The organism is Pantoea brenneri, from assembly GCF_038594305.1.
GTDB classification, from domain to species: Bacteria; Pseudomonadota; Gammaproteobacteria; order Enterobacterales; family Enterobacteriaceae; genus Pantoea; species Pantoea brenneri.
This window is the reverse complement of the sequence record NZ_JBCGBG010000001.1, coordinates 2,164,336-2,177,844: the sequence shown is the minus strand read 5'-3', so window position 1 is coordinate 2,177,844 and position 13,509 is coordinate 2,164,336. Positions and strand designations below refer to the sequence as shown.

Sequence of the window (13,509 nt, the reverse complement as noted above, 5' to 3'; positions counted from 1 at the left end):
GGCTGACGGATCTGCTTGATGCGCGCACTTGTTTTGTTGATGGTCATTTTATTGCCGGGCATGGCGCTGGCACAGCCCGGCGCGCTGTCGGGCAACCTTAGCAGCGTCGGGTCTGATACCCTGGGCTACCTGATGACGCTGTGGGGCGAGGATTTCAGTCGGCAGGCTCCGGGCGTCAATGTGCAGGTGCAGGCATCCGGATCGTCGACCGCGCCGACTGCGCTGGCTGCCGGTGCGGCGCAGCTCGGACCGATGAGCCGCCCGATGCAGGCGGATGAACGGCAGGCGTTTGAAGCGCGCTATGGTTATCCTCCGCTGGCGGTACCGGTAGCGATGGATGCGCTGGTGGTGGTGGTCAATCAGCGCAATCCGCTGCAGCAGATAACGCCGCGTCAGCTTGACGCCATTTTCTCGATTACCCGCCTGTGCGGGGCCACCTCGGTGCCGCAACGCTGGGGCGATCTCGGCGCGCGGGCGGCTGAGTGGGCTCACCGGCCGATCCAGCGCTACGGACGCAACTCGGCGTCCGGTACCTGGGGATTCTTCAAGCAGCAGGCGCTCTGTCAGGGTGATTTTCGCAATGACGTAGCCGAATTTCCCGGTTCGGCAGCGGTGGTGCAGGCGGTGGCAGGCAATCCACGCAGCATCGGTTACGCCAGTTTTGGCTTCCACCTCAGCGGCGTAAAGATGCTGGCGGTGGTGAACGATCGGGGTGAGGCTGTGGCACCCGACGCGGACGCAATCCGCAGTGGTCGCTATCCGTGGGCCCGTCCGCTCTATCTGTATGTCAACAAGGCGCCGGGTAAGCCGTTGCCACCGCTGGTCGCAGCCTTCCTGCAGCAGGTGCTCTCGGTGCAGGGACAGCGACGGGTCAGCGAAGCGGGTTATCTGCCACTCTCTGATAGCCAGATGGCGCAGGCGCGCGCGGCGCTTAACTGATCCTCTTCAGACGCGCATTCTGCTCTGCTTGTGTGCTGCGCGCGATGTTTAAGCGAGGGTCTCCAGGCGCGTAGGGCTTTCGCTGTCCGGAACCTGGAAGGTTCACCTTCAGGCGCGCATTCTCTCCTTAACCGCTATGGATGTGCTCCTCTCCCGGCGCGCGCATGTCGCTGCTTATCTGCTGCAAAACCGCGCGGTAGCCCGTCTTATCTGCCAACATGAATTTTCTTCATGGCCTGTGAATTTTCTTCTATTGCAGCGGGCGGCGGCACATGTCATTCTGCGTTCAGACGTATAGCCATCCAGATGGCTATAAATAACAGAGCGCAATTATTTCCTGCTGAAACCATCGGCAGGCGAGACAGGAGTGATCATGCAAAGAAATACCGCCCCGTTCCGTGCTGATACCGTAGGCAGTTTTCTGCGTCCCGCCGCGATTAAGCAGGCGCGTGAGCAGTTCGCCGCTGGCGAAATTGATGCGGCAGCGCTGCGCCAGGTTGAAGATGACGCCATCCGCGATGTGGTCGCCAGACAGCGCGAAAATGGCCTGCAGGTGGTGACCGATGGCGAATTTCGTCGCGGCTGGTGGCACTTCGATTTTTTCTACGGCCTGGATGGTGTGGAAGCTTATGAAGCAGAGCAGGGGATCCAGTTCAACGGCGTGCAGACCAAAGCGCATGGCGTAAAAGTAGTGAGCAAGCTCGGCTTTTCCAGCCATCCGATGCTGGAACACTTTCGCTTCCTGCAAAGCATTGCCGGTGATGCGGTGGCAAAAATGACCATTCCCAGCCCCAGCGTGCTGCACTTCCGCGGCGGTCGCAAAGTGATCGACGCTGAGGTCTATCCGGACCTGGCAGATTATTTTGACGACCTGGCACAGACCTATAAAGACGCCATTAAGGCGTTTTACGCCGCGGGTTGCCGTTATCTACAGCTGGATGACACCGTCTGGGCCTACCTTTGCTCTGAGGATCAGAAACGCGATATCCGGGCACGCGGCGACGATCCGGAAGCGCTGGCGCGGACCTATGCTCAGGTGCTGAACAAGGCGCTGGAAGACAAGCCAGCCGATCTGACCGTTGGTCTGCATGTCTGCCGTGGCAATTTCCGCTCAACCTGGATTTCAGAAGGTGGTTACGAGCCGGTGGCGGAAATCCTGTTTGGCAGCGTCAATGTCGATGCCTTCTTCCTCGAATATGACAATGCCCGTTCAGGCGGTTTCGAGCCGCTGCGCTTCATCAAGCCAGGCCATCAGCAGGTGGTGCTGGGCCTGATCACCACCAAATCCGGTGAGCTGGAAGATCCGGCGCAGGTGAAAGCCCGACTGCAGGAAGCGGCGCAGTATGTCAGCCTCGACCAGATCTGTCTCAGCCCGCAGTGCGGCTTTGCCTCTACCGAAGAGGGCAACAGCCTGAGCGAAGAGCAGCAGTGGCAGAAGATTCGCCTGGTGGTCGATATCGCAAAACAGGTGTGGTAATGCTGTAAACTTGTGCAAACAGGCGCGTAAAACGCGCCTTTTGTGCATTTGTCAGCGGCGTTATGCGGGGAATTCTCGCGGTCTGTTTATTATTTAGGCACATCATCTTGTGTGCCTGGGTTAAAAATTAACGCTATCCACTGGTTGTTACGTAAATAACGGGATAACCTTCTGGTTTTCCGATCCCGTATTGCCTTTCCCCGCTATAAACGTTTTACTTAGCCCCGTTGTCGATCCATCCCTCCGTGAACAGAAAAAAAGCAGCTTAAATCACCTGCGCTTCACCTCACGACGAGCATAATGCGCTGACATTGGCTGGCTGGTCGTGGTTTTAACGCAGCGAGGGGACAACACAAACCCAACTTCCACCGCAACATCAGTGACAGGCCGTATGACACATCGTTTAACCTCGAAAGACATTCTCGCGCTGGGCTTCATGACATTTGCCCTGTTCGTTGGCGCGGGCAACATCATTTTCCCGCCGATGGTTGGCATTCAGTCTGGCGAACACGTCTGGACCGCCGCTATTGGCTTTCTGATCACTGCCGTGGGTCTGCCGGTGATGACCGTGGTAGCGCTGGCGCGCGTCGGCGGCGGCGTGGATGCACTCAGTACCCCAATCGGTAAGGTTGCCGGTCTGGTGCTGGCCACCGTCTGCTATCTGGCGGTCGGGCCACTCTTTGCGACGCCGCGGACGGCCACCGTCTCCTTTGAGATGGGGATTGCCCCGCTGACCGGTGATGGCGCGATGCCGCTGTTTATCTACAGCCTGGTCTATTTTGCGCTGGTGATTGGCGTGTCGCTCTATCCGGGCAAACTGCTCGATACCGTCGGCCATTTCCTTGCGCCGCTAAAAATTGTGGCGCTGACCGTGCTGGGCATTGCTGCGCTGGTGTGGCCAGCGGGCGGCACTATTCCGGCGACGGAAGATTATCAGCGTGCGGCGTTCTCCAGCGGTTTTGTGAACGGCTATCTGACCATGGATACGCTGGGCGCACTGGTGTTCGGCATCGTGATCGTGAACGCGGCCCGTTCACGCGGGGTTGATAATGCCGCGCTGCTGACGCGTTACACCGTTCTGGCCGGCCTGATTGCTGGCGTGGGCCTGACGCTGGTCTACCTGTGCCTGTTTAAACTGGGCTCCGGCAGCGGCGCGCTGGTCGATCAGAATGCGAACGGCGCAGCGATTCTGCACGCTTACGTTCAGCAGACATTTGGCGGTATGGGCAGCTTCTTCCTGGCGGCGCTGATCTTTGTTGCCTGTATGGTAACGGCGGTCGGTCTGACCTGTGCCTGTGCGGAATTTTTTGCGCAATACCTGCCATTGTCGTATAAAACGCTGGTGTTTATCCTTGGTCTGTTCTCGATGGTGGTGTCGAACCTCGGCCTGAGCCACCTGATTCAGATCTCCATCCCGGTCCTGACGGCGATTTATCCGCCTTGTATCGTGCTGGTGGTGCTGAGCTTCACCCTGAACTGGTGGAACAAGAGCAGCCGGATTATTGCGCCAGCAATGCTGATTAGCCTGCTGTTCGGCATTATTGATGCGATTAAAACTACCGGGTTTAAAGCGTTGCTGCCTGCATTCAGTCAGCACCTGCCGCTGGCCGATCAGGGACTTGCCTGGTTGCCGCCATCGCTGGTGATGCTGCTGATTGCCGCCGTGGTGGATCGGGTTAAAGGACGCGAACAGGTTTCCGTTCACTCGTAGCAGATGGCACTGATTTTTCTTTAACCACGGGCTTGCCCGTGGTTTTTTCATTTCACAGGTACAGGTTGTTATGCAAGAAACCAATAAGCTCAAACGCGGACTGAGCACGCGCCACATCCGCTTTATGGCGCTGGGATCGGCGATTGGCACCGGGCTGTTTTACGGTTCCGCCGATGCGATCAAAATGGCCGGACCCAGCGTGCTGCTCGCCTATATTATCGGCGGGGCCGTGGCCTACATCATCATGCGTGCGCTGGGTGAGATGTCCGTCAACAATCCCCAGGCCAGCTCATTCTCCCGTTACGCCCAGGATTATCTCGGTCCGATGGCTGGCTACATTACCGGCTGGACCTACTGCTTCGAAATCCTGATCGTGGCGATCGCCGATGTGACGGCGTTCGGCATCTATATGGGCGTCTGGTTTCCGGAGGTGCCGCACTGGATTTGGGTACTGAGCGTGGTGCTGATCATCGGCGCGGTCAACCTGATGAGCGTGAAGGTGTTTGGCGAAGTGGAGTTCTGGTTCTCTTTCTTCAAAGTCGCCACCATCATTGTGATGATTCTGGCCGGTTTCGGCATGATTATCTGGGGCATCGGCAACGGCGGCCAGCCGACCGGCATCCATAACCTGTGGACCAACGGCGGCTTCTTTGCCCACGGCGTGGTCGGAATGTTGCTGTCGCTGCAGATGGTGATGTTCGCCTACGGCGGTATCGAAATCATCGGTATCACGGCCGGTGAAGCGAAGGAACCGGAGAAGTCGATCCCGCGCGCCATTAACTCGGTACCCTGGCGTATTCTGGTGTTTTATGTCGGCACGCTGTTTGTGATTATGTCGATCTATCCGTGGAACCAGGTAGGCACCTCGGGCAGCCCGTTTGTGCTGACCTTCCAGCATCTGGGCATCGCGGCGGCCGCCTCGATTCTTAATTTTGTGGTCCTGACCGCCTCACTGTCAGCGATCAATAGCGACGTGTTTGGCGTAGGGCGCATGCTGCACGGTATGGCCCAGCAGGGACACGCGCCGAAGATGTTTATGAAAGTCTCTTCACGCGGTATTCCGTGGGTGACGGTGGTGGTGATGATGTTCGCCATGTTGATTGCGGTCTATCTCAACTACCTGATGCCGGAAAAAGTGTTCCTGGTCATCGCCTCGCTGGCCACCTTTGCGACGGTCTGGGTGTGGATCATGATTCTGCTGTCGCAGATCGCCTTCCGCCGCAAAATCGGCAAACAGGCTGCCAGCGAACTGAAGTTCGCGCTGCCAGGCGGTAGCTGGACCGCGGGTGTCGGTGTCGCATTCCTCTGCTTCATCATTGCGCTGATCGGCTATTTCCCGGATACCCGGGTATCGCTCTATGTCGGCGTGGTGTGGATAGTGGTGCTGCTGCTGGGCTATAAGCTGGTACGTAAACCGCGCTGATTGTCGGCTGCTCCCCCTGGCGGGGGAGCAGATGCGCTTTGCCATCTCTTCCATCTTCTCTCTTCCCCCGACTGACTTCTCTGACGCTGCGCTGGCTATTTATGTCAGTCACAACACCGTAACGAAATAACCCGGGCGGATGGCGCTTTCAGACGGTGGAATAACCTATCCGCCTGCGCGGTTAATTATCTGCGGTGAAGGGGATTGCCAGCTAAACATCGGCGTTAAGCGCATCAGGGCGGCTGTGGCGGGGCGAAGAGAACAGCAAATAAATAAAAAAACGGCGAAACCAGTCGCCGAAATATTCAAGAGAATCAGAGAAATAAAAAGGGATGATTGACCCGGTTATCGTAAAACAAAATTAACGCCGCTGATAGCTGGGTTATTTAAATAAGAAAAGTACCAGGCGACAGCAATACAACCAATTAAGCCTGATAAAGCATATTTACGCCGCGCAGCGAGCGCGGCATGGATTTGATTAGCGGCAGCTCAGGGCAGCCGGATGGAAACCGGCTGCGTGGCGCGCTTGTCCAGCCGTTGTTGCCAGCCGGTCAGGGTCGATTGATAAGGACACAGCAGCCCGACGTCGGTCATTCTGCAGTCTGGCTGATGCCACTCCTGACGCAATAAACCCTGTGCGTCTTCAATCGGCTGTAACTGACGCAGGCCATCAAGGCTCTGTGCCTGGAAGTAGAGCCGCAGAAAACGCTCGCCGCTCTGGCTGTCACGCCAGCGCTCCAGCACCAGACTGCCGCCGGGCGGAATATTGCCGCGCGCGTAGCCCGGCAGCTGCCAGTCAAACCCCATCAGGGTACGCACCATCGCAATATTGGTGTCATGCGCCACCAGGATCAGCCAGCGGGCAGTGGAGGCATTGCTGGCGATTTCGGTCAGCATCGCCTGCAGTAAAATCGATCCCCGCCGCTGTGCCTGATAGAGCAGATCATTACTCAAATCGTAATTAGCGGTCAGCAACGGCAGCAGGCGGGTAATTTGCGCCGCGGTGGTGATATGCCCCCACGCCAGCTGATCGACGGGCAGATTTTCGCTGTAACCCAGCCGCAGGGTCTCAACCATACTGGCCATCACGCTCAGTCCTTCGACGTAGGTGTGGCCGCTGCGGGTCTGTTTGAATTGCCATGGGCGATCAAAGAAATCACATTTCGCCGTGGGCGGGCAAACCGCGGCTTTAAGCTGCTGAATAGCCGGTTGCAGTTGCTGCTGTAACTGCGCCAGATCGCCCGCTTTCTGCTGCTTAGCCGCAAGTTCTTGCTGCGGATCGGTTTGTGCAAACGCCAGCTTATCGCTCTGAAACAGTGGATCAACCTCACCGGTCACCTGATGGATCGGTACGCCACAGCCCGGAAACGCACCGTCGGCTATCGCCTGGGCGGTGGCTCGGGTGCGCTGGAGCGGGCTGGCGCGCAGATAGACGTCGTCTGCTGTCGGGCAGCCAGCAGGCAGTAAACCAAGCTGGCGGTAATGTTCGCCCTGCCAGCGTCCTTTGTTGACCACTGCGCTGTAGCCGTGACCGGTCAGCTCGCCATCCGCCGTGGTCCATACCGTCCACGGCTGCTGGCTGGCGGCTTCGATCTCTTTACGGTTGCCGGGCGTCGGTGGCCGCACGCCGTGCCGGCTCAGTTCGACCACTTTTTCCAACTGATAATGGGGCAGCGGGGCCGCCTGCATCGGCAGGCTCAGTAGCCAGAGTGCACTCAGGGCTAACGTGCATTGGCACCATCGGGTAGCGCGCATTTATTCGTCCAGCGCGCGATTGCCGGTCAGCGCTTTTATCTTTGGATAGAGCGTGGCATTCGCCAGCAGCACCGGATTGCCATTTTTCAGTCCGTCGTTACTGAGGTAATCGTTAGTGACGCCACCGGCTTCTCGCATCAGCACAATGCCCGGCAGGCTATCCCACGGATGCATATGCGCTTCGTAGTAGCCGATTAACCGGCCCGCTGCCGCCCAGGCGCTGGTCAGCGCGCCGGAACCGATGCGGATAAACATGCCGCCCTGTTGAGTCAGTCCGGCAATCAGGCGGGTAACGCTCTCGCCCGGCGTGCGGCTGGAGTGACTGATGCCGAGCAGACCTTCGTTGAGATGTTGCGCTGCATGTACCTGCAACCGGGTCTCGTTGACCCACGCGCCCTGGCCCAGTCGGGCGTGGAACAGCTCCTGATGATTAGGATCGCACACCACGCCAATCACCGGTTCACCGTCGCACACCACTGCCAGCGAGACGCACCAGTTAGGCAGGCCGTTGACGAAGCAGGCGGTGCCATCAATTGGATCGACGACCCAGATAAAGCTGGCGTTGCCTGTTTCGCCGCCGCTCTCTTCACCGTAGACGGCATCGTCCGGGAAGCGCTCCTCAATCAACGTTTTGATTAATGCTTCGACGTTGCGATCGGCTTCGCTGACCACGTCCTGCAGATCCCTCTTGTGTTCCACCACCAGGTTTTGACGCTGCTGATACCACGAATAAGCCCGGCTGGCCGCCGCACGGGCGATGTCGCAGGCGTAACGGTAACGCGCGTCAATTTCAGAATGCGAAGCGGATGACATCTTTCCCTCTTATGTTTTTTTGCCATAGCGAACGGAAGGCGCGCCTGAACAGGCGGTCTGGCTGTGTGTTTTGCTTAACTATTGTTAAGAAAGGCTTCATTAAGCCGCAGATAAGACGCGATGGCAAGATGGGGAGGGGGCGGGCAGGCGGCTTTTTTGTGCGGTATTGGCCGGCATCTGCCAGCCAACAGAAGAGGATCGGGTTTTACAGCGTTCTGGCCGTCGCCTGCGCCATTAAACGCGGATAAAAAATGAAAAACAGGGCTTCAAGCTGCTCATAGTGTTCAGTGAAGTCGTGATAAGAATCGCGCAGTGCCGCCAGGCGTGGGCGGCGGCTGGCCATGCCGTGCAGCACCCGTTCCAGCCGGGCGGGCTGGGCGTAGTGCTCGAACCAGCGTTCATGCCACATCACTGCGTTCAGCCGCTGAAATTCCTCCGGGGTCGCCGCCAGCTGCGGCACGATTTCGCGCTCGGCAGCGGCAGAAAACTGCGCCAGCGTCAGATCAGAGGTGAAATGCGTCCAGTGACGGGCCAGAAAATGGTCCCAGATGACATCAAGGGTAATCGGGGCCACGCGATAGGTTTCCGGACGGAACAGCTGACGGGCGCGACGGACTTCCGGCAACGCATCGGTCATGACGTCGAGCCGACGATGCATCAGAATGCCGTCAGCCACCGGCGTGGGCCAGTGCTGGTGCGGGTTACCGCGCACAAAATCAGCCATTAAATTGCCGAGTAGCGAGCTGTCAGCCAGTTGGGCCAGATGGAGATGAGCAAGAAAGTTCATGGCTCATTATAGGCTGAACTGCCTTTGCGCAGCCAGTTGTTCAGAATTGGTCGTTTTTCCGCTAAACTGTGCCGCCTGTTTTTGCCTGAGAAAGAACTCTTTCATGCGTGTCGCCGATTTTGCTTTTGAATTGCCCGAATCCCTGATTGCCCACTATCCCCAGGCGCAGCGCAGCGGCTGTCGTCTGCTGTCGCTCGATGGTCCCAGCGGCGCACTGACGCACGGTGTATTCACCGACGTGCTGGATAAGCTCAATCCAGGCGATCTGCTGGTGTTCAACAACACCCGCGTGATCCCGGCGCGCGTCTATGGCCGTAAAGCCAGCGGCGGCAAAATCGAAATGCTGGTGGAGCGGATGCTCGACGACAAGCGCGTGCTGGCCCATGTGCGCGCCTCAAAAGCACCCAAGCCGGGTGCAGCCCTGTTGCTGGGTGAAGATGAGAGCGTTAAAGCGACGATGGTGGCGCGCCACGACGCCCTGTTCGAGATCGCCTTTGACGATGATCGGGCAGTACTCGACATCCTGAACAGCGTCGGCCATATGCCGCTGCCACCGTACATCGATCGCCCTGATGAAGAGGCCGACCGCGAACTCTATCAGACCGTTTACAGTGCCCGTCCCGGTGCCGTCGCTGCGCCTACCGCCGGATTGCACTTCGATGAGCCGCTGTTGCAGGCGCTGAAAGAGAAGGGCGTTGAGATGGCATTTGTCACGCTGCATGTCGGGGCGGGCACCTTCCAGCCGGTGCGCGTCGACAACATCGAAGAACATCACATGCATGCCGAATATGCGGAAGTGCCGCAGGAGGTCGTGGATGCGGTGCTGGCCTGTAAAGCGCGCGGCAACAAGGTGGTTGCGGTTGGCACCACCTCAGTACGCTCGCTGGAGAGCGCGGCCAAAGCGAGTCAGGATGCGCTGATTGCGCCGTTCTTCGACGATACCCAGATTTTTATCTATCCGGGCTACCACTATCAGGTGATCGATGCGCTGATCACCAATTTCCACCTGCCCGAATCTACCCTGATTATGCTGGTCTCGGCGTTTGCCGGTTACCAGCACACCATGGCGGCCTACCGCGCTGCCGTGGCTGAGCAATATCGTTTCTTCAGTTATGGTGACGCGATGTTTATCAGCAAAAATCCGCAGGCGCCGATGGAAAAGATTGGCGACTGATTTATTAACCCACGACCTGACGCGCCTTCTGGCGCAGGGTTGTAGACATCGGACTGTTTCTCCGGTGGAGGCTTTGTGAAATTTGAACTTGATACCACAGACGGGCGCGCGCGCCGTGGCCGTCTGATTTTTGATCGCGGCGTGGTCGAAACCCCGGCGTTTATGCCGGTCGGCACCTACGGCACGGTAAAAGGCATGACGCCGGAAGAAGTGCAGGAGACCGGGGCGCAGATTATTCTGGGCAACACCTTCCACCTCTGGCTGCGTCCGGGCCAGGAGATCATGAAACTGCACGGCGACCTGCATGATTTTATGCAGTGGAAAGGGCCGATCCTCACCGATTCCGGTGGTTTCCAGGTCTTCAGCCTGGGCGACATCCGCAAAATTACCGAAGCCGGGGTGCACTTCCGTAACCCCATCAATGGCGACGCGATTTTCCTCGATCCTGAAAAGTCGATGGAGATTCAGTATGACCTCGGCTCCGACATCGTAATGATCTTCGACGAATGTACGCCGTACCCGGCGGACTGGGACTATGCCAAACGCTCGATGGAGATGTCGCTGCGCTGGGCGAAACGCAGCCGTGACCGTTTTGACAGCCTCGGTAACAAAAATGCGCTGTTCGGCATCATCCAGGGCTCGGTTTACGAAGATTTACGAGATGTGTCGGTGAAAGGTCTGGTAGAGATTGGCTTTGATGGGTACGCTGTGGGCGGCCTGGCGGTGGGTGAGCCTAAACAGGACATGCACCGTATTCTTGAGCACGTCTGCCCACAGCTTCCGCAGGATAAACCGCGCTATCTGATGGGTGTCGGCAAACCTGAAGATCTGGTGGAAGGGGTCCGTCGCGGCGTCGATATGTTCGATTGCGTGATGCCAACCCGTAACGCGCGTAACGGCCATCTGTTTGTGACTGACGGTGTGGTTAAAATCCGCAACGCCAAATATAAAGATGACACTGCGCCACTGGATGCCGAATGTGATTGCTACACCTGTCGCAATTACAGCCGCGCCTACCTGTATCATCTGGACCGCTGTAACGAAATACTGGGCGCGCGTCTGAACACGATTCACAATCTGCGCTATTACCAGCGCCTGATGGCAGGTTTACGCCAGGCCATCGAAGAGGGTAAATTAGAGCGCTTTGTAAACGAGTTCTACCAACGGACGGGCAAAGAAGTTCCGCCTTTAACGTCTGATAATTCATCAATGAGGGAAATTTAATGAGCTTTTTCATTTCTGACGCCGTGGCCGCAGCAGGCGCACCGTCGCAGGGAAGTCCGTATTCTCTGGTGATCATGCTGGTGGTGTTTGGTCTGATTTTCTATTTCATGATCCTGCGTCCGCAGCAGAAACGTGCGAAAGAGCACAAGAAGCTGATGGATTCCATCTCAAAGGGCGATGAAGTGCTGACCAGCGGTGGCCTGGTAGGTCGCGTAACAAAAGTGTCTGACACTGGCTACGTTTCTATCGCGCTGAATGAGACCAATGAAGTGGTCATTAAACGTGATTTCGTCGCTGCCGTCCTGCCGAAAGGTACTATGAAGGCGCTGTAATTCTATCTTCCCTAAGGGAACTGCCGTGTTAAATCGTTATCCTTTGTGGAAGTATGTGATGCTGGTCGTCGTGATTCTCGTCGGCCTGCTGTATGCGCTTCCCAACCTGTATGGTGAGGATCCGGCCGTTCAAATCACTGGCGCGCGCGGAAGCGCCGCCAGTGAGCAGACGTTGGATCACATTCAGTCCGCATTAAAACAAGACAATATCCAGAGCAAATCCGTTGCGCTGGAAAATGGCGCCATTACCGCGCGCTTCGCTAACACCGATGTGCAGTTACGCGCCCGTGAAGCGATCATGAAGGCGCTGGGCGAAGACTACGTTGTAGCGCTGAACCTGGCCCCGGCCACGCCACGCTGGCTGACGATGCTGTCAGCGGAACCGATGAAACTCGGTCTCGATCTGCGTGGCGGCGTGCACTTCCTGATGGAAGTGGACATGGACACCGCCTTAGGCAAGCTGCAGGAGCAAAATGCCGATACGCTGCGTAGCGACCTGCGCACCAAAAATATTCCTTATACCAACGTCAACAAAATCGCGAACTACGGGGTGGAAATTCGTTTCCGTGACGCCGCCAGCCGCGATGCTGCTGTCTCCTGGCTGACCTCACGTCATCAGGATCTGGTGATCAAAAGCAGTGGCAATGATGCGCTGCGTGCCACCATGAGCGATGCGCGCCTGAGCGAAGCGCGTGAATATGCGGTCCAGCAGAACATCACGATTCTGCGTAACCGTGTGAACCAGCTGGGTGTGGCCGAACCACTGGTACAGCGTCAGGGTTCCGATCGCATTGTGGTTGAGCTGCCAGGTATTCAGGACACTGCACGTGCCAAAGAGATTCTGGGTGCGACCGCGACGCTGGAATTCCGTCTGGTTAATACCAGCGTTGATCCTACCGCGGCGGCCAGTGGCCGGGTGCCGGGCGACTCTGAAGTCAAAGATATGCGTGACGGCCAGCCGGTGGTGCTCTACAAGCGGGTGATCCTGACCGGTGACCACATCACCGACTCGACCTCCAGCATGGATGAGTACAACCAGCCACAGGTGAACATTTCACTGGATGGCGCGGGCGGTAACATCATGTCGAACTTCACCAAGGACAACATCGGCAAGCCGATGGCGACCCTGTTTGTGGAGTACAAAGACAGCGGTAAAAAAGATGCCAATGGCCGTTCAATTCTGGTGAAACAGGAAGAGGTGATTAACGTCGCCAACATCCAGTCTCGTCTGGGGAACAGCTTCCGCATCACCGGTATCAACAACCCGAACGAAGCACGTCAGCTGTCGCTGCTGCTGCGTGCCGGTGCGTTGATTGCGCCTATCCAGATTGTGGAAGAGCGCACTATCGGTCCGACCATGGGTCAGCAGAACATTACTCAGGGTCTGGAAGCCTGCCTGTGGGGCCTGCTTGCGTCGATCCTGTTTATGGTGGTGTTCTACAAGAAGTTTGGTCTGATTGCGACCAGTGCGCTGCTGGTGAACCTGGTGCTGATCGTCGGCGTCATGTCCCTGCTGCCTGGTGCAACCCTGACCATGCCGGGTATTGCCGGTATTGTGTTAACGCTGGCGGTAGCAGTTGATGCTAACGTACTGATTAACGAACGTATTAAAGAAGAACTGCGTAACGGGCGATCGGTTCAGCAGGCAATTCATGAGGGCTATAAAGGCGCCTTCTCCAGTATTGTCGATGCGAACGTGACCACCCTGATCAAAGTCATCATTCTTTATGCGGTCGGCACCGGTTCGATCAAAGGCTTTGCGATTACCACCGCAATTGGTATCGCGACCTCAATGTTCACCGCGATCGTAGGTACCCGTGCCATTGTTAACCTGGTTTACGGTGGCAAACGCATCAACAAGCTGTCTATCTGAG

Annotated in this window: 11 protein-coding genes; 8 read left to right on the top strand and 3 right to left on the bottom strand. The window is 57.3% G+C overall.

Translation table 11 applies throughout. From position 1 onward, the window contains the following. The first annotated feature begins 18 nt into the window (after positions 1-18). From AABB92_RS10325 to proY, 4 genes are all read left to right on the top strand, one after another. The gene (locus AABB92_RS10325; RefSeq protein WP_031374702.1) at positions 19-939 is read left to right on the top strand and encodes a PstS family phosphate ABC transporter substrate-binding protein; all 921 of its coding nucleotides are present in this window, start codon (positions 19-21) and stop codon (positions 937-939) included. Between the two features lie 373 nt (positions 940-1,312). Further along, positions 1,313-2,416 carry a cobalamin-independent methionine synthase II family protein gene (locus AABB92_RS10320; protein WP_031374701.1) on the top strand — a complete coding sequence of 368 codons (1,104 nt, stop codon included), beginning with the start codon at positions 1,313-1,315 and terminating at the stop codon, positions 2,414-2,416. Between the two features lie 391 nt (positions 2,417-2,807). Then, a complete protein-coding gene (brnQ, locus tag AABB92_RS10315) occupies positions 2,808-4,127 on the top strand; it encodes a branched-chain amino acid transporter carrier protein BrnQ (protein ID WP_031374700.1) in 1,320 nt (439 codons plus the stop codon). Positions 4,128-4,197: 70 nt separating this feature from the next. Next, positions 4,198-5,550 carry a proline-specific permease ProY gene (gene proY, locus AABB92_RS10310; protein WP_046288491.1) on the top strand — a complete coding sequence of 451 codons (1,353 nt, stop codon included), beginning with the start codon at positions 4,198-4,200 and terminating at the stop codon, positions 5,548-5,550. A gap of 489 nt (positions 5,551-6,039) precedes the next feature. Here the strand turns inward: proY and AABB92_RS10305 are convergent, their stop codons facing one another. The 3 genes from AABB92_RS10305 to AABB92_RS10295 all read right to left on the bottom strand — a co-directional run bounded on the left by AABB92_RS10305 (position 6,040) and on the right by AABB92_RS10295 (position 8,905). Continuing rightward, positions 6,040-7,305: a histidine-type phosphatase gene (locus AABB92_RS10305; RefSeq protein WP_046288490.1), complete on the bottom strand. Its 1,266-nt coding sequence runs from the start codon at positions 7,303-7,305 to the stop codon at positions 6,040-6,042. Continuing rightward, positions 7,306-8,118 (bottom strand): inositol monophosphatase family protein, encoded by an 813-nt coding sequence (locus AABB92_RS10300; RefSeq protein WP_031374699.1) that lies wholly within the window; start codon positions 8,116-8,118, stop codon positions 7,306-7,308. It lies immediately after the preceding gene. Positions 8,119-8,323: 205 nt separating this feature from the next. Beyond that, positions 8,324-8,905 carry an acyl carrier protein phosphodiesterase gene (locus AABB92_RS10295; protein ID WP_031374698.1) on the bottom strand — a complete coding sequence of 194 codons (582 nt, stop codon included), beginning with the start codon at positions 8,903-8,905 and terminating at the stop codon, positions 8,324-8,326. 103 nt (positions 8,906-9,008) lie between these two features. Here AABB92_RS10295 and queA point away from each other — a divergent pair, with 103 nt between their 5' ends. The 4 genes from queA to secD all read left to right on the top strand — a co-directional run bounded on the left by queA (position 9,009) and on the right by secD (position 13,508). Next, on the top strand, positions 9,009-10,079 hold the full coding sequence (queA, locus tag AABB92_RS10290) for a tRNA preQ1(34) S-adenosylmethionine ribosyltransferase-isomerase QueA (protein ID WP_031374697.1): 1,071 nt from the start codon (positions 9,009-9,011) through the stop codon (positions 10,077-10,079). Between the two features lie 75 nt (positions 10,080-10,154). Continuing rightward, entirely contained in the window at positions 10,155-11,303 is a 1,149-nt protein-coding gene (gene tgt / locus AABB92_RS10285) for a tRNA guanosine(34) transglycosylase Tgt (protein ID WP_031374696.1), read from the top strand. Next, a complete protein-coding gene (yajC, locus tag AABB92_RS10280) occupies positions 11,303-11,635 on the top strand; it encodes a preprotein translocase subunit YajC (RefSeq protein WP_031374695.1) in 333 nt (110 codons plus the stop codon). The genes tgt and yajC overlap by 1 nt, the downstream gene beginning before the upstream one ends. A gap of 25 nt (positions 11,636-11,660) precedes the next feature. Beyond that, positions 11,661-13,508 (top strand): protein translocase subunit SecD, encoded by a 1,848-nt coding sequence (gene secD / locus AABB92_RS10275; protein WP_072050997.1) that lies wholly within the window; start codon positions 11,661-11,663, stop codon positions 13,506-13,508. Position 13,509 lies beyond the last annotated feature (1 nt).